The sequence below is a fragment of the Lascolabacillus sp. genome (assembly GCF_028696275.1).
Classification (GTDB): Bacteria; Bacteroidota; Bacteroidia; order Bacteroidales; family Dysgonomonadaceae; genus Proteiniphilum; species Proteiniphilum massiliensis.
In genome coordinates this window covers 14,193-30,316 of record NZ_JAQVHI010000024.1, presented here as the reverse complement: position 1 = coordinate 30,316, position 16,124 = coordinate 14,193, and the positions used below count along the sequence as shown (strand labels likewise).

Sequence of the window (16,124 nt, the reverse complement as noted above, 5' to 3'; positions counted from 1 at the left end):
TCTTTCAAGGAAAGCATATAGTAGGAATGATACTGATATAGTCAATAAAACGATTATGACTATATAACTTGTGTTTTGAAAATCTACTTGCATATCAGATAATATGACGGTTAAAAGTTTTTTTTACTCTCTTTATTTTCATGCAATTTAAGATATATTTTCAATACTAGCAAATAAAGTGCTAAATAATTACAATAAAAGGTCAGCAATGAATCGTAAAGTGCTAAATGCTTATAAGTATTTTGACAGTTGAATTTGCGTAGTGTAAAATACTTCCTTTAGCATGTTTGATAGGAGTAATGTCAACTTTAAATTTACGTAATAAGTGTTATTCAAAAATTTTTCATTTGTCATTTTTAAATATAAGTCTTAATTTATTAATCTCTTATATGTTTATCTTGAAAAAAGTGTAATTTTGCAGATAGTATTAACGAATGAATATATTAGTGTGAAAACTGTAATAAGAAGGTTTGCGGTATTAACCCTGATTATAGGGTGTGTTTTTGTTTCTTGCAAAAAAGGAGATATTTTTTCTGTTGAAGGTAATATTCAATCAGCAGAAGGTGATACTTTGTATCTAGAGCATAGAGGACTAGCAGGAATAGTATTGTTGGATTCGGCCATTTTAAATGATAAAGGATCATTTAAATTTAAAGAACCGGCTCCAAAAAATCCTGAATTTTATCAATTGAGGATAAGGAATAAGGTGGTTGCATTTGCTGTTGATTCTGTTGAGTCACTCAGAGTAACTGCTGATGCAAGTAATTTGTATGGCTCATTTACAGTTGAGGATTCATACTCGAATGATCAGCTCAGGAAAGTGGATGATATGAGAATGAAAACAGAGCAAGAGATAAACTCACTAGAGAAGCTTCATACTGCAAAGGAGATTGATGATATAACATTCCTGAATAGTCTGGATAGTGTTCTAACATTATACAAGAAGGAGATATCCAATCTGATAATTGGAAATCCATCTAGTGCTGCTGCTTATTACGCTGTATTTCAGAAGATAAATGATTATCTGATATTCGATCCTTATGATAAAAAGGATTATCCGATGTTTGGAGCAGTGGCAACTTCATGGAACAGGTATTATCCCGAAACGGAGAGAACAACTCATCTTTATAACTTTACTGTTAATGCTTTGCAAACTCGACGTCAACTTGAAAAGCAAGAAGAGCTGTTTCAAAATATTACAGTTGAGACAGAGTCCGGTTTGCCAGATATTTCTCTGCCTGGTGTTAATGGAGAGAGAATTTCACTTTCATCACTTAAGGGAAAAGTAGTTTTACTTGATTTTGTTGTATATAGTGCAGACTTCTCTCCCAAACATAATATAGATCTGAATAGTTTATACCAAAGATATAATTCCAGAGGTTTTGAGATTTATCAGGTATCGTTTGATTCGAATGAACATTTTTGGAAAACATCGGCAGATAATTTGCCCTGGGTTACAGTCAGAGATCCAAGATCAGTGAGTACTCCTCTATTGTCGTTATACAATGTTAGAGAAATTCCGACATCATTTATTATAGATCGTGAAGGAGACCTAATTGGCAGGGTTGAAGATTATTCGCAACTGTCTGAGCAGCTGGATAAAGTGTTATAAAATAATTCCTGTTTTATTTGGTTTTTAGAAAAAAGTCTCTATCTTTGTAAGAGTTAATCATGAAAAAAGTGAGTTTCCGGCCCTCTGAATTGGGTCGGAAATCTTATTTATATATTTAAGTAATAAAAATGTTAATATAAAGAAATATGGCTGTAACTTATATGTCTGAAGAGGGGCTTCAGAAATTGAAAGATGAATTGGTATATATGGAGTCTGTGCAAAGGCCTGAAATATCAAGACAAATAGCTGAGGCCAGAGATAAAGGTGATCTTTCGGAAAATGCTGAATATGACGCTGCGAAAGAGGCACAGGGAATTTTGGAAGCTAAGATATCCCAACTTAAGGGATTGATAGCAAGTGCACGACTGATAGATGAAAGTAGTATTGGAACTGATAAGGTCCAGATAATGAACAAGGTTACTATCAGAAATGTGAAAACTAAAAAAGATATGACTTACACTCTTGTGTCAGAAAGTGAAGCTGACCTGAGAAGTGGGAAAATTGCTGTAAATTCACCTATAGCTCAGGGCTTATTGGGCAAGAAGGTAGGCGATGTAGCCGATATAAAAGTACCTTCTGGAACTATGACTTTTGAGGTTTTAGATATTTCAATTTAAAAGTTATAATAATGGCAACAATATTCAGCAGAATCATAGCAGGAGAAATTCCTTCATATAAGATAGCAGAGAATGATAAGTTTTTTGCTTTTCTTGATGTTAGTCCAAGAGTTAAAGGACATACTCTTGTTGTACCTAAAAAGGAGATTGATTATATTTTTGATATAGAAGATGAATTACTTGCTGAAATGATGGTTTTTGCAAAAAGAATTGCAAAAGCAATTGAGACTGCAATACCGTGTAAGCGCATTGGTGTGATGGTACTTGGTTTGGAAGTGCCTCATGCACATATACATCTTTTACCAATACAGAGCGAAAAGGATATGAATTTATCAAATCCAAAATTGAAGTTGGAAGCTGAAGAGTTTACTGAAATAACTAGGAAAATAAAAGAGGCATTCATCTGAATAACGAGAATGTTTTAATTATAAGCGATGATCCGAGAAATGGTTCATCGCTTTTTTTTTATGCAACTGTCTGTGTCCATAAAATATTGAGACAGACATTTCTGCAGAAAAAATCAAAAGCATTGTTAATGTTAAAAAAGCGCATAATTAACAATGTAGTGTAAAAATATATTTGAATCAATAGAAATTAATTAATATATTTGCCAGGGTTTAGAATAAAAAACATAATCTAATATAATAATTAACCTTGTAATTAGTGTTTTATAAAGTTTTAATCTAAAGATTTATGAATGTATGAAAAGTGAAAATTATCTTTTATTAAAAGGGACTTTGTTCATATTCTTATGGATATTTTCTCTGAGCATGTTTGCGCAGAATATTACTGTAAGAGGTACTGTCTATGATACAGACGGTGAGGCATTAATTGGTGTAACAGTTCAGGTTCAGGGAACTACAACTGGTACAGTAACTGATGTTAATGGCGGGTACGTGCTACAGAATGTTGCTCCTAATGCTATTCTAGAAGTATCATATGTTGGTATGAGGACTGAAATAATTCCTGTTAGAGGAAGAACTCAGATTGATGTGGAGCTAACGGATGACACAGAGCTGCTTGATGAGCTTGTAGTTGTTGGATATGGTGAACAACGACGCAGGGAAATTACCGGATCAGTAACGAATGTAACATCTGAGAATTTTAACCAGGGGGTTACAAGAGATGCAGCAGACCTGCTACAGGGAAAGGTAGCCGGATTGCAGATAACTACTCCTTCGGGTGATGTTACTGATGGTACACGTATAAGGTTAAGAGGTGTGTCAACACTTCAGAATGACCAAGGACCATTTATTGTGATTGATGGTGTGCCTGGTGGTGATCTTCAGACTGTGGCTCCTCAGGATATTGAATCAATTTCAGTTCTTAAAGATGCTTCATCTGCAGCTATTTATGGGTCAAGATCTGCCGGTGGTGTAATTCTGATTACTACAAAAAGAGGTTCCGGTGTTAAACCGAGGGTTTCCTACGATGGATATGTAGCTGTTTCTCAAATTGCTAACAAGCCTGATCTGCTTACTGCAGAAGAGTGGCGCGATTATGCCCGCACAAGTGGCAGTGATGCTTCGGTATATGACAGGTATAATGCAAGTACCGACTGGTTTGATGAGATAACAAGAGATGCTTTTTCTCAGAATCATAGTTTATCTTTGTCTGGTGGAGGCTCCAATAATAACTATCGTGCCTCTTTTAACTATCTGAAAAGAGATGGAGTGATGAAGGATAACAATATGGACAGGTATAATTTCCGTTTTCAGATTATGCAACGTGCAATAGGTGATAGACTTCGCATAGGTCTTACCGGTTCTGCAACTGTAAGGGATTTCAGGGTGCCAAACCGAAGGAATTTTGTTCTTGCATATAATATGTTACCTGTTTATCCTGTTAAAACATCAGATGGAGAATGGTTTGATACACGTGAATATGACCAGGGTAACCCTGTTCGCAACCAGCAGTATAATGAAAATAACAGGAAAAATGTTCAGTTTTATGGTTCAGGAGATATTTTATTCAACCTGGCAGAAGGATTGGATATTAAAACAATGCTTTATAAAGAACGAAGAGCTGAAGAAGGTAGTCGATATAACAACTCCGAGACTGAGGCGGGACGTGATGACGGTGGTTATGCACAGCGTGAGAACAGAATCTGGGATAAGCATTTGATGGAGTGGCTGCTTGATTATAGTACCAGTTTCGGTGCAAACGAACAGCATGGATTTAATGCTATGGCAGGATATTCTTGGGAAGAGAACGAATATTCTTATATGATGGCGGCAAACCGTAGTTTTACGACTGACCTGCTTGGGGCAAACAATTTGGCATCGGGACAAGGATTGCGTCCTACTGATGTTGGCTCTGCAAGAAATATGAGTCGTCTGATCTCATTCTTTGGTCGTGTACACTATAGCTATCAGTCGAAGTATATGGTTACTGCAACTGTTCGTCGTGATGGTTCTTCAAAATTTGGCGCTAATCATAAATGGGGTATATTCCCTTCAGTTTCAGCTGCATGGGGAATTACTGAAGAGGCATTTATGAATGATGTTGAATGGGTGGATGAGATGAAGCTTAGAGTGGGTTATGGTGTGACAGGTAATCAATCCGGTCTTGATCCTTATAAGACACTTCAGTTATACGGTACAAGTGGTACTTATTACGACAATGGCGCATGGCTCACTGCTTATAGAATTAATCAAAATGCTAACCCTGACCTTAAATGGGAGGAGACTGCAATGTTTAATGTTGGTTTGGATTTCTTATTATTCAACAACCGATTGAGTGGTACGATTGAATGGTATGATAAACGTACAAAAGACATGCTCTATACATACCGTGTTCCTACACCACCGTTCTTACACTCTGAAATGATGGCTAACGTTGGTGATATGAAAAATACCGGTATTGAGTTAGCTTTAAGTCTGGATGCAATAAAAACATCTGACTTCAAATGGAATACATCTGTTACTGCAGCTCATAATAAAAATGAGATTACAAGTTTGTCTGATGATGTTTACACAACAAGTAGAATTCTCGTAGGAGATGCTTGGGTAAGAGGTGGATCCGGACGTACAACTCACGTTGTAGAAGAGGGGTATCCAGTAGGACAATTCTACGGTCCTGAATTTATCAGAATTGATGAAGATGGTAAATATGTTTTCCGTGATAGTGATGGTAACGAGACTAATGCGGTTACTGCAGAGGATTATACCTATATTGGCTCTGCACAGCCTGACCTGACATTTGGATGGAGTAATCTATTCAGATATAAGAGATGGGATATGTCATTTTTCCTGAGAGGAACTTTTGGAAACAAGGTTCTTAATATGGGTAGGATGACTTATGGTCACCCCGGTTACCTTATCGGTGCTAATGCTCTTAATGATCCATTAATTCATCAGTTGAAGGTGGTACCTGAATATTCTTCACTTTATGTTGAAGATGCTTCACATATCCGACTTGATAATGCATCAATAGGATACACTTTTAAAACTGAGAATCTAAATTGGCTTGAAAATGCCAGAGTATATGCAACTGGCCAAAACCTGTTCCTGATCACTAAGTACAAGGGTCTTGACCCTGAGGTTGATGAAAACAGGAATAACGGTTTGGCCCCTGGTGTTGAAGATCGTGAGTATTACCCAAAAGCAAGAACTTACTCGGTAGGTATCACTCTAACATTCTAACTTATAAATCAGACAAATATGAAAAAAATATTTAATATAACATTGTTGTCGTTAGTGTTGGGTTTATTGGCAGGTATATATTCCTGTACCAACCTTGATGAAACAGTATATGATACTATTCCTGCTGACCAGTTTGGAAAGAAACCGGCAGAAATAAATGCGATCATTGCTCCTATTTATAAAACACTTAAAAATGTATTCCCAGGTGATATTTTCCTTTTATCAGAACAGGCAGGAGATATGGCTATTACTCCTACAAGAGTAGGTGGTGACTGGTGGGATGGTGGTGTTCATATGGTTATGAAGCTACATACATGGCATGCCAGAACTGGTCTGATCAACAATGCATGGAATGCCTGTACTTCTGGTATTACCACATGTAACCAAATTTATGCTACAATTGAACAGTCTGAAATGGATGAAGAGCTGAAGACGCGGACTCTAGCCGAGATACGTGGTATCAGGGCTTTTTGGTACTATATACTAATAGATTATTTTGGAAATGCTCCGTTAGTTGCAGATTATGAAAGTACTGAACTTCCAGGTATGGCGAGCCGTCAGCAACTTTATGATTTTGTAGTATCTGAACTAAATGCGATTAAAGATGTGCTTCGCGATGATGTTTCAGATGAGAGTTATGGTAAGTTTACACAAGGTGCTGCATATACACTGCTTGCAAAGATGTATCTTAATGCTGAAGTGTGGACAGGTACTCCTAACTGGCAGGGAGTAATTGATGCCGCTGACAAAGTTATGTCAATGGACTATATCATAGAACCTAACTGGAAAGTTAACTTCGAAGTAAATAATCAGATTTCAAGAGAGATTATACTTCCTGCAATTTTCGGTAAGGATGATGGTGGTAATCATTTACATAAACGTACACTTCATTACCTTGATCCTATCGCTCTGGGTATGACAGTTGGGACCTGGAATGGTGTTAGTGCACAGCCGGACTATGTTAAGCAGTTTGACGATGCAGACCAAAGAAAAGAGGGTTCATTCCTTATTGGACCTATGATTGATCCAGGTACCGGTGAGGTATTAATAACTGGTCACGCACGTCCATTGATTCATACTGTGGATTTCAATATCATTCCCGGATCGATAAGAGAAGGTATGTGGGGTGAAGTTCACCAGGAAGAGGGTGCACGTTGTAATAAATGGGTATTTGAAAAAGGTTTGGCAAACTCAGATATGGAGAATGATTTTGCAATTTTCCGTCTTGCTGACGTGTATCTAATGAAAGCCGAAGCATTGGTTGAATTGGGACAGAATAATAGTGAAGCTACAAGATTGGTGAATGTAATCAGAGAGAGAGGATTTGGTGATGACTCTCATAATTATACATCAGTTACTATTGATGAAGTTCGCTTGGAAAGACGTCTGGAATTAGCTTGGGAAAATACTAACCGTCAAGATATGATCCGCGCAGGAAAATTCCTGGAGCCGGGATATCTTCGTCCAACAGCATCTTCTCCTCACTTGTTGCTTTTCCCAATTCCTGAAAGTGCATGGGAAACTAATAATAATCTTGTACAGAATCCGGGATATCCTGCTTTCTGAAATTACAATAACACAATAATAAATAATAAGTGCCTGAAATTTTCAGGCACTTATTATTTATATCTTGCGAATTCTAACACCTCTGACAAAATGGCATTCGCTTTTTTCAAGTATAAGATTTGCTCTAAAACGGGTTGGTAGAATATTTTGCTCAAGATTAGGCAGGTTTATTTCATCCCAGACCTGATTTGCAAATTCCATCAGTTTATCCTCAGGATATGATGCATACTGATGAAAGTAGGATTCCGGATTGCTGAAAGCTGTCTGCTGTAATTTTTTAAATCTCTCAAGGTACCATTGCCGTAGGTTTTTTTCACTTGCATCTACATAGATTGAGAAGTCAAAGAAATCTGAAACGAAAACACGACGGCGAACTTTTTTTGATGTTGAAACCTGAAGCACATTTATACCCTCAACTATTAATATATCTGGTCTGCTGAATGAGTATACCTTGTCTTTAATTATATCATAATAAAGGTGAGAATATACAGGGACTTCTAAATCGTCACGACCAGATTTTACACCTGAGAGAAACGCTAATAGTTTTTTTGCATCATAGCTTTCAGGAAATCCCTTTTTGTTTAATATCCCTCGGCGTTCGAGCTCTTCATTTGGATATAGGAAACCATCTGTTGTAATTAATTCAACTTTAGGATTTCCGGGAGTAAGTGAGAGTAGTTTTTGCAAGACTCTGGCAGTTGTACTTTTACCTGCAGCAACACTACCTGCTACACCAATGATATATGGAATTTGTTTACTTTTATTTTCGAAGAACTGATCCAGTTCATTATGCAGATTCCTGTAATGTGTAATATGAATCTGTAATAGGCTTATCATTGGTATATAGATGTCTTCTATTTCATTTAGAGTAAGTGGTTCGTTTAATGCCTGTAGTTTGGTCAGATCTATATCAGAAATAGGGAACATAGGGTGTTCTTCCAGCTTTCGCCATTCGTTTCGTTTAAATGCACGAAAGGGAGAGTAAGTAACATCGTAGAATTTGTTCATCGGGATTTAATATTAAAATAGTTTACAAAAATAAGTCTTTTTGTGTAAAACTATTCTATTTATGTTCAGGAGTTTATTTATGACGTTTTGTGACATAAAAAAACCGGCAAATTTTGGTTTGCCGGTTTCGTTTACTAATTAAGCAGATATTTATTTGATCATATCAAAACTGCGTTTCACAAAATTGCTCAATGCTTCACCCTTAAGCATACCTCCCGAAAGAAGTGCAAGATCTATCATCTGTTTTATTTTTCCATCCTCTGTAATCTCTTTTAAAAGCAGCTCTTTGTCTTTTTCTTTACTTGCATCTATTAATGATTTAATACTCGGATGCTGTGTGTTCAGTACAACCTGATAAGTGTCAGGTAATTCACCATAGAAGGCCATTTGTTGCTGCATGGCAGCCATCTCTTTCATCCTTCGTGAAAATTCATTTTGAACGATTTGTACAGGTCTGGAACTCTCTCCCAATGCCTTGAAATCAACAGTGAACTCAGTTTTTTCGATTGCAGGAAGTTGAGCTTTTATAGTATGGGTAAGTGTTTCTTTTTGTTTATCTGATAGTACAATCTCTTTGATGTCTTCTTTCTGTATGATATGGTCGATAATATCACTATCAACTCTAACAAAGCGAGTTTTTTCAAGTTTCTGTTCAAGCAGACCTACCCAGTGAACATCAAGCTGACCATCCATCAAAAGTACATCGTAACCTTTCTCTTTGGCTGCCTCTATATGTGAATACTGTTCCTGTTTATTGCTGCAGTATAGATTAATAATGTCGCCATTCTTGTCGGTCTGACTACCAGAAACAAGAGTTTTATATTCTTCGAATGTAAAGTATTCACCTTCAGTGTTCTTTAATAACGAAAACTTAGCAGCCCTATCATAGAATTTATCATCAGTAAGCATACCGTACTCAATAAATAGCTTAAGGCTATCCCATTTTTCCTGAAACTGAGTACGTTCTTTTTTAAATAACTCTTCAAGTTTATCGGCAACTTTTTTTGTTATATGGCTTGAAATCTTTTTTACGTTGTTATCTCCTTGCAAATATGATCTCGAAACATTTAACGGGATGTCAGGTGAATCAATAACTCCATGCAGTAGTGTAAGGAATTCCGGAACGATACCTTCTACTGAATCTGTTACATATACCTGATTGCTGTATAGCTGTATTTTATTTCGTTGTAGATCGAGGTTATTCTTGATCTTAGGGAAATAGAGTATTCCGGTAAGATTAAAAGGGTAGTCTACGTTCAGATGAATCCAAAACATTGGTTCTTCATTAAAAGACATGGGATAAAGATCCCTATAAAATTTAATGTAGTCCTCATCTTTTAGTCCTGCAGGTTTTTGACGCCATAGAGGGTTAACATCGTTGATAATATTATCTTCTTCTGTATCTATAAGCTTTCCTTCTTTCCAATCCTGTTTTTTGCCGAAAATAATTGGAACGGGAAGAAACTTACAGTATTTAACGAGTAATGATTCTATCCTTTCTTTTTCGAGAAACTCTTTATATTCATCATCAATATGGAGTACAATGTCAGTTCCTCTTTCATCTTTTTCTGTTTCCTGCATCGTAAATTCAGGACTACCGTCACATGTCCATTTAACTGCAGGCTCATCTTTGTATGATTTTGAAATTATCTCTACTCTATTAGATACCATAAAAGAGGAGTAGAAACCCAGACCGAAATGACCAATTATTGCGTTTGCATCATCTTTATATTTATCGAGAAACTCATTTGCTGATGATAATGCAATCTGATTGATATACTTATCAACTTCTTCAGCTGTCATACCTATACCCCGATCGGAAATAGTAACTGTTTTCTGCTCTTTATTTAGAGTTACTCGAACTGACAATTCTCCAAGTTCTCCTTTAAATTCACCTCTGTCTGAAAGTGTTTTGATTTTCTGTGTCGCATCAACTGCATTAGAAACTATTTCTCGCAGGAATATTTCCTGGTCACTGTAAAGAAACTTTTTAATAATGGGGAATATATTGTCAGTAGTAACCCCAATCTTTCCTTTTTGTACCATATTTCTTATTTTAATTTAAATGTCTATTATACATTTACAAATAGTATGCCATTTAAAGAAGGACACAGTCAATATTTTTCGAAAAAACGACTAAAAGTCAAATTTATTACAATATCAAAACTGATTCTAAATAATATAAATTTTTTTTATAGGGTATAAACGCCTCAATTGTTGCCTTTTTTCTTTAATTAAAAGTCAGATAATCAGTGGTGTTACGATAATAATTTATTTGTTAACACAAATTAATCGTATTTACTCTGGATAAGATAGTTTGTTTTATATTTATTCATATATATTTGTATGACACAATCATTTAAAAGTCAAAGCTTATGAAGACTAAAGTCGCTTTCGAAAAACAGCTATTAGGATTGCAGGATAATATGTTTAACTTCGCCCTGACACTTACAGCTGATAGAGAAGAAGCCAAAGATTTATTACAGGAAACTACGCTTCGAGTATTAGACAATAGAGAAAAATATTACGAAAATGTAAATTTCAAAGGCTGGGTTTTCACAATTATGCATAATATATTCGTTAATAATTATCGTAAAATTGTTAGAAGTCAGACTATAATAGATAAAACAGAAAATTTATATCATCTCAACCTCCCTCAGGATTCAGGATTTGATACACCAGACGGGGCATACACTATAAAAGAAATAAATAAAGCAATAAACAGTTTTACTGATGAGTATAAAGTTCCCTTTTCGATGCATGTTTCAGGTTATAAATATGAAGAGATAGCTAATCATCTGGATTTGCCAATTGGAACAGTTAAAAGCCGAATCTTCTTTGCACGTAAAAGATTAAAGGAAATGCTTAAAGATTTTAGATTTTACTCAGAATAATTTATAGAATATATCTAATCATAAAAAAACCTCTTGAATAAAGAGGTTTTTTTATTTGTAAAATTAGCTACCTTTGCCAGAGGTTATAGAATCAGGTAAATAATTTTAAGATGGAGATTGTTTGGTTATTATTGTCTTTAGTAATTCTTTATTTTGGTGCAGAAGGGTTGGTTTCAGGAGCATCGTCACTTGCAAAAAGACTGGGTGTTAGTCCTTTGGTAATAGGTTTAACAATTGTTTCTATCGGTACCAGTATGCCGGAGCTGGTGGTTAGCTCTAAAGCCGCACTGGCTGGTCAGAGTGCATTATCTATCGGAAATGTTCTTGGTTCCAATATGTTTAATGTGGGCATCATACTAGGTCTTTCAGCAATCATATATCCGGTATTGGTAAAAAGACAGTTGTTAAAGCTCGATGTACCTATTATGATATTTTCATCTATACTTTTCTTAATTTTCTTCCTGGATTCAAGAATTTCTAGAATTGAATCTGGATTGATGTTACTTATTTTCATTTCTTATATTATTTACCTCTATCTTTCATCAAATAAAGATTCAAAACAGACTGCAGAAGATAAGTCACAAAATATTGAAGATATAAAAATGAGTAAACACTGGGTGTTAGATCTAATCTTCATCTTGGTTGGTTTATTGGGCTTGGTATATGGATCTGACCTGCTAGTTGTGAACTCTGTTATTATTGCAGAGCGTTTAGGTATGTCTGAAGCATTGATTGGTATGACCATCGTAGCAACTGGAACAAGCATGCCTGAACTTGCTACTTCTGTAGTGGCAGCAATAAAAAAACGTTCCGATATTGCTATCGGAAACGTTGTTGGTTCAAACATATTCAATATATTTCTAATTTTAGGTGTTGCGGGATTAATACACCCAATTTCTACGACAGAAATAAATTATTTTGACTCAATGTTTGTTGTTTTGCTGGGTCTTGTTTTGTGGTTATTTATGAAACTTAGTACACGAATTACTCGCTGGCAGGGAGTTGCATTTCTCTTCTTATATGCATTATACTTTACTATTAAAACTATAATTTAAATTTCTAATATACTTTATAGCTTATTTACTTTGTCACAGTAAATATCTTTGGATTAGCTACTTTCTCATCAAGCAGTGCTAAGTCTAAGACTTCTTTTACATCGCTGATATAGTGGAAAGTGAGACCTTTTAGATAATCTTCTTTAATCTCTTCAATATCTTTTCTGTTTTCTACACACAGAATAATATCTGTTATTCCGGCACGCTTGGCTGCAAGTATTTTTTCTCTGATTCCACCTACAGGCAACACTTTACCCCTAAGTGTTATCTCACCTGTCATTGCCAGGTTAGAACGAACTTTACGTTGAGTATATACAGATGCAAGTGAAGTTATCATTGTAATCCCGGCTGATGGACCATCTTTTGGTATAGCACCTTCAGGAACATGTATATGTGTATTATAATGCTCAAATATTTCAGGATTTATATCCAACTCTTCTGCATGTGATTGTATATATTCCATTGCAAGCATAGCAGACTCTTTCATAACATCTCCCAAGTTTCCTGTAAGAGTTAGTTTAGAGCCTTTGCCACGACTCAAAGAGCTTTCTACAAATAGAATTTCTCCACCAACTGATGTCCAAGCTAGTCCTGTAACAACACCAGCATATTCATTACCTTGATATTTATCTCTATTAAACTCTTCTCTGCCAAGGTATTCATGAAGATCAGCTACTTTCAGCGATTTGGGGTAAGCTTCTTCTGCAGCAATCTTGCGAGCAATCTTGCGCATTATTTTTGCTATTTTTTTATTTAATTCACGAACTCCGGATTCTCGAGTATAATTTTCTACGATCTTTTGTAGAGTTGGTTTAGGAATTACGAAAGTGCCTTTTTTGATACCGTGATTTGCCAGCTCTTTAGGAACTAAATGACGATATGCAATTTCTATCTTCTCTTCTGTTATGTATCCACCAACATTGATTAGCTCCATACGATCGAGAAGAGGTTGCGGAATTGAATTCAGATTATTTGCTGTGGCAATAAACAAAACCTTTGAAAGATCAAAGTCAATTGACAGATAGTTATCATGAAATGTAGTGTTCTGCTCCGGGTCTAACACCTCTAGCAGTGCAGAGGACGGGTCGCCTCTGAAATCTGAACCTATTTTATCAACTTCGTCAAGTACGAAAACAGGATTTGATGAACCTGCTTTTAATATGTTTTGGATAATTCGTCCTGGTATTGCTCCAATATAAGTGCGACGATGACCCCTGATTTCTGCTTCATCATGCAGTCCTCCTAATGAAACTCTCACATATTTCCTATTCAGAGCTTCTGCTATGGATTTTCCCAAAGATGTTTTTCCAACACCAGGAGGACCGTAAAGACAGATAATTGGAGATTTTAAATCGCCTTTTAGTTTAAGAACTGCCAAATGTTCTATAATGCGTTCTTTGACTTTGTCCATGCCAAAGTGGTCTCTGTCAAGAATTTTCTGTGCATTTTTCAGATTGAAATTGTCTTTCGTATATTCATTCCAAGGCAGTTCAAGTATTGTCTGGATATAACCGTACTGTACAGAGTAATCTGGTGACTGAGGGTTCAGACGCTCTAATTTTTGAATCTCCTTTTCAAAAATATCTGCCACATCGGCACTCCATTTTTTGCTCTTTCCTTTTTTTCTGAACTCGTTTATCTCAATTTGTTGAGTACTACCACCTAACTCTTCTTGAATTGTTTTTATCTGTTGTTGAAGGAAAAACTCTTTTTGCTGCTGATTAAGATCTTCGCGAGTTTTCATCTGGATATTCATCTTCATCTCCAGAAGTTGGGCCTCACGATTGAGTATCATCAGAAGTCTGTATGCAAGTTCTTTCTCTAAATCGATATCCAGGAGTTCTTGCTTTTCACGACTTTCAATTGGTAGATTTGTTCCACAGTAGCTTATGAGCATTTTAGAGAATGCTTCGCTTTTAATAGTTTGCATAAGCTCTTTTGGAGGATCGCCCAGCATCATCAACATTTGCATCATTGACTCTCGAATTGAATCAAGGATAGCCTTGAATTCTTTATCGTCTTCTGAAGCTTTGGTCGTCTCTCTTAGTTTGTATGTTGCTTTCATGAAAGGTTCAGTTTGAACCATCTCTACCCATTCAAACCTCTTTTTTGCTTGGACAATTATGCTGAAGTTATTATCTGCAAGCTCAATTACACGGATAACTTCTGCAACAACTCCTAATTTATATAAATCTTCTATCTCCGGATCCTCAATATTTGTATCTTTCTGACAAACCAAGCCTATATATCGTTGTCTTTTTCCGAGTGATTTAACCAGTTCCAGAGATTTCTTTCTGCCAACAGATATTGGGAGTGTACTTCCAGGAAATACAATGGTATTTCTTAATGGAAGTATTGGTAGTTTGTCTTTTAGATGCTTTTCTTCAATATCAGTACTTCCATCTATAAAGTCACCAGTAATAAATGAGATAATATTATCTCCTATTTCTTTTTCTCTAAATTTATTTGTTTTGAATGGATTCATATTTGTTGTTTCTTCGACTTAAGAACAGAAAAATGCCTATTTTTGTTTATCATATAATAGTTGACAAATTCCGTGCCAAACAGTTTTTAGTACAAGTAATATCATAAATACTGACATTTCAGTTAAATATGGCGACTTTTTTTATTTCACTATGTATCATATATTATTTTTTGATGGCGAGTGTCGTTATTGTAACAGATGGGTTCAATGGGTAGTTGACAGGGATAAAAATCGTTGTTTCAGGTTCGCATCAATACAATCTGAATTTTCAGAGAAAGTATTCAGATACTTAAATATAGAAATTAAAGATTTTAATTCAATTGCAGTATTAATACATACAAATTCAGGATATAAAATCCTTAAAAAATCGGATGCAGTTGCTTTTATTTTTTCTGTTTTGAGACCTGATGCATTATTGTACAAAATTATTAAAGTGCTGCCAAGATCATTTTCTGATGTGGGCTACAATTGTGTTGCGGCAATTCGCAAAAATATTCCGGTAACAGAATGCAGACTCTATAATGAGGAAGAAAAAAAATTATTTTTAGATAATAGTAATTTTACTGAACTGATATTTCGTTTTGGTTATAAAAAATAGTAGTTTTGCACTTTAAAATTTTTTAATGTGAAAGAAGTAATCGTAATCAATGATAAACAGTTTGAGCTTCTGATTGAACAGGAGGTGATTGAGAATGAGATAAAACGAGTGGCCGAAAGGATAAACAAAGAACTTAAAGATAAAAGGCCATTATTTATTGCAGTATTAAACGGTGCCTTTATGTTTGCCGGGGAACTCATGAAGCAGGTAAACATTTTGAGTGAGATTACGTTTGTAAGGTTAGCTTCCTATCATGGGACAACTTCGACTAACGATCTAAAGACTGTATTGGGGCTTAATGAAAGTATCAAAGGCCGGTCTGTAGTAATTGTGGAAGATATTGTTGATAGTGGAAATACTATGGTGTCTTTACTTGAAGAACTAGGGAAATACGAGCCTGAAGAGATACGAATTGCAACTCTTCTTTATAAACCTGCTGCAATGAAACAAAAACTAAATCTTGATTATGTGGCATTGGAAATTCCAAACGATTTTATCGTAGGTTACGGTTTGGATTATAATGGATACGGAAGAAACCTTAAAGATATATACAAAGTAGTCTAAACTATTTTTGAGAAAATTCACACAAAAAGCTGGGCCGTATAAAAAAAATAGCTATTTTTGCAATCAAAGCAGTCGTGTAAC

Annotated in this window: 12 protein-coding genes; 9 read left to right on the top strand and 3 right to left on the bottom strand. The window is 35.5% G+C overall.

Going from position 1 to position 16,124, the window contains the following annotated elements:
* The first annotated feature begins 448 nt into the window (after nucleotides 1-448).
* From PHO43_RS07160 to PHO43_RS07140, 5 genes are all read left to right on the top strand, one after another.
* Nucleotides 449-1,612: a TlpA disulfide reductase family protein gene (locus PHO43_RS07160; RefSeq protein ID WP_288011744.1), complete on the top strand. Its 1,164-nt coding sequence runs from the start codon at nucleotides 449-451 to the stop codon at nucleotides 1,610-1,612.
* A 146-nt stretch (nucleotides 1,613-1,758) separates the two neighbouring features.
* Nucleotides 1,759-2,229 (top strand): transcription elongation factor GreA, encoded by a 471-nt coding sequence (gene greA / locus PHO43_RS07155; RefSeq protein ID WP_045090075.1) that lies wholly within the window; start codon nucleotides 1,759-1,761, stop codon nucleotides 2,227-2,229.
* An 11-nt stretch (nucleotides 2,230-2,240) separates the two neighbouring features.
* Nucleotides 2,241-2,636, top strand: a complete 396-nt coding sequence (locus PHO43_RS07150; protein ID WP_045090074.1) for an HIT family protein — start codon at nucleotides 2,241-2,243, stop codon at nucleotides 2,634-2,636.
* Between the two features lie 363 nt (nucleotides 2,637-2,999).
* A complete protein-coding gene (locus PHO43_RS07145) occupies nucleotides 3,000-5,873 on the top strand; it encodes a SusC/RagA family TonB-linked outer membrane protein (protein WP_288011742.1) in 2,874 nt (957 codons plus the stop codon).
* Between the two features lie 18 nt (nucleotides 5,874-5,891).
* On the top strand, nucleotides 5,892-7,439 hold the full coding sequence (locus PHO43_RS07140; RefSeq protein WP_288009494.1) for a RagB/SusD family nutrient uptake outer membrane protein: 1,548 nt from the start codon (nucleotides 5,892-5,894) through the stop codon (nucleotides 7,437-7,439).
* A 57-nt stretch (nucleotides 7,440-7,496) separates the two neighbouring features.
* Here the strand turns inward: PHO43_RS07140 and coaA are convergent, their stop codons facing one another.
* Entirely contained in the window at nucleotides 7,497-8,447 is a 951-nt protein-coding gene (gene coaA, locus PHO43_RS07135; RefSeq protein ID WP_045090072.1) for a type I pantothenate kinase, read from the bottom strand.
* Nucleotides 8,448-8,597: 150 nt separating this feature from the next.
* Nucleotides 8,598-10,493 (bottom strand): molecular chaperone HtpG, encoded by a 1,896-nt coding sequence (gene htpG / locus PHO43_RS07130; protein WP_288011740.1) that lies wholly within the window; start codon nucleotides 10,491-10,493, stop codon nucleotides 8,598-8,600.
* A gap of 329 nt (nucleotides 10,494-10,822) precedes the next feature.
* On the opposite strand from htpG, the gene PHO43_RS07125 reads away from it, so the two are divergent.
* Both PHO43_RS07125 and PHO43_RS07120 read left to right on the top strand, forming a co-directional pair.
* Nucleotides 10,823-11,341 (top strand): RNA polymerase sigma factor, encoded by a 519-nt coding sequence (locus PHO43_RS07125; protein ID WP_045090070.1) that lies wholly within the window; start codon nucleotides 10,823-10,825, stop codon nucleotides 11,339-11,341.
* 110 nt (nucleotides 11,342-11,451) lie between these two features.
* Entirely contained in the window at nucleotides 11,452-12,396 is a 945-nt protein-coding gene (locus PHO43_RS07120; protein ID WP_288009487.1) for a calcium/sodium antiporter, read from the top strand.
* Between the two features lie 25 nt (nucleotides 12,397-12,421).
* Here the strand turns inward: PHO43_RS07120 and lon are convergent, their stop codons facing one another.
* On the bottom strand, nucleotides 12,422-14,881 hold the full coding sequence (gene lon / locus PHO43_RS07115; RefSeq protein ID WP_053826004.1) for an endopeptidase La: 2,460 nt from the start codon (nucleotides 14,879-14,881) through the stop codon (nucleotides 12,422-12,424).
* 151 nt (nucleotides 14,882-15,032) lie between these two features.
* On the opposite strand from lon, the gene PHO43_RS07110 reads away from it, so the two are divergent.
* Nucleotides 15,033-15,479 carry a thiol-disulfide oxidoreductase DCC family protein gene (locus tag PHO43_RS07110; protein ID WP_045090067.1) on the top strand — a complete coding sequence of 149 codons (447 nt, stop codon included), beginning with the start codon at nucleotides 15,033-15,035 and terminating at the stop codon, nucleotides 15,477-15,479.
* 27 nt (nucleotides 15,480-15,506) lie between these two features.
* A complete protein-coding gene (hpt, locus tag PHO43_RS07105) occupies nucleotides 15,507-16,043 on the top strand; it encodes a hypoxanthine phosphoribosyltransferase (protein WP_288011738.1) in 537 nt (178 codons plus the stop codon).
* The last annotated feature ends 81 nt before the right edge of the window (nucleotides 16,044-16,124 follow it).

Excerpts from the sequence above, each read along its gene's own strand:
- greA (WP_045090075.1), top strand. The coding sequence starts at position 1,759 with ATGGCTGTAACTTATATGTCTGAAGAGGGGCTTCAGAAATTGAAAGAT.
- PHO43_RS07150 (WP_045090074.1), top strand. The coding sequence starts at position 2,241 with ATGGCAACAATATTCAGCAGAATCATAGCAGGAGAAATTCCTTCATAT.
- PHO43_RS07145 (WP_288011742.1), top strand. The coding sequence starts at position 3,000 with ATGTTTGCGCAGAATATTACTGTAAGAGGTACTGTCTATGATACAGAC.
- PHO43_RS07140 (WP_288009494.1), top strand. The coding sequence starts at position 5,892 with ATGAAAAAAATATTTAATATAACATTGTTGTCGTTAGTGTTGGGTTTA.
- coaA (WP_045090072.1), bottom strand. The coding sequence starts at position 8,447 with ATGAACAAATTCTACGATGTTACTTACTCTCCCTTTCGTGCATTTAAA.
- htpG (WP_288011740.1), bottom strand. The coding sequence starts at position 10,493 with ATGGTACAAAAAGGAAAGATTGGGGTTACTACTGACAATATATTCCCC.
- PHO43_RS07125 (WP_045090070.1), top strand. The coding sequence starts at position 10,823 with ATGAAGACTAAAGTCGCTTTCGAAAAACAGCTATTAGGATTGCAGGAT.
- PHO43_RS07120 (WP_288009487.1), top strand. The coding sequence starts at position 11,452 with ATGGAGATTGTTTGGTTATTATTGTCTTTAGTAATTCTTTATTTTGGT.
- lon (WP_053826004.1), bottom strand. The coding sequence starts at position 14,881 with ATGAATCCATTCAAAACAAATAAATTTAGAGAAAAAGAAATAGGAGAT.
- PHO43_RS07110 (WP_045090067.1), top strand. The coding sequence starts at position 15,033 with ATGTATCATATATTATTTTTTGATGGCGAGTGTCGTTATTGTAACAGA.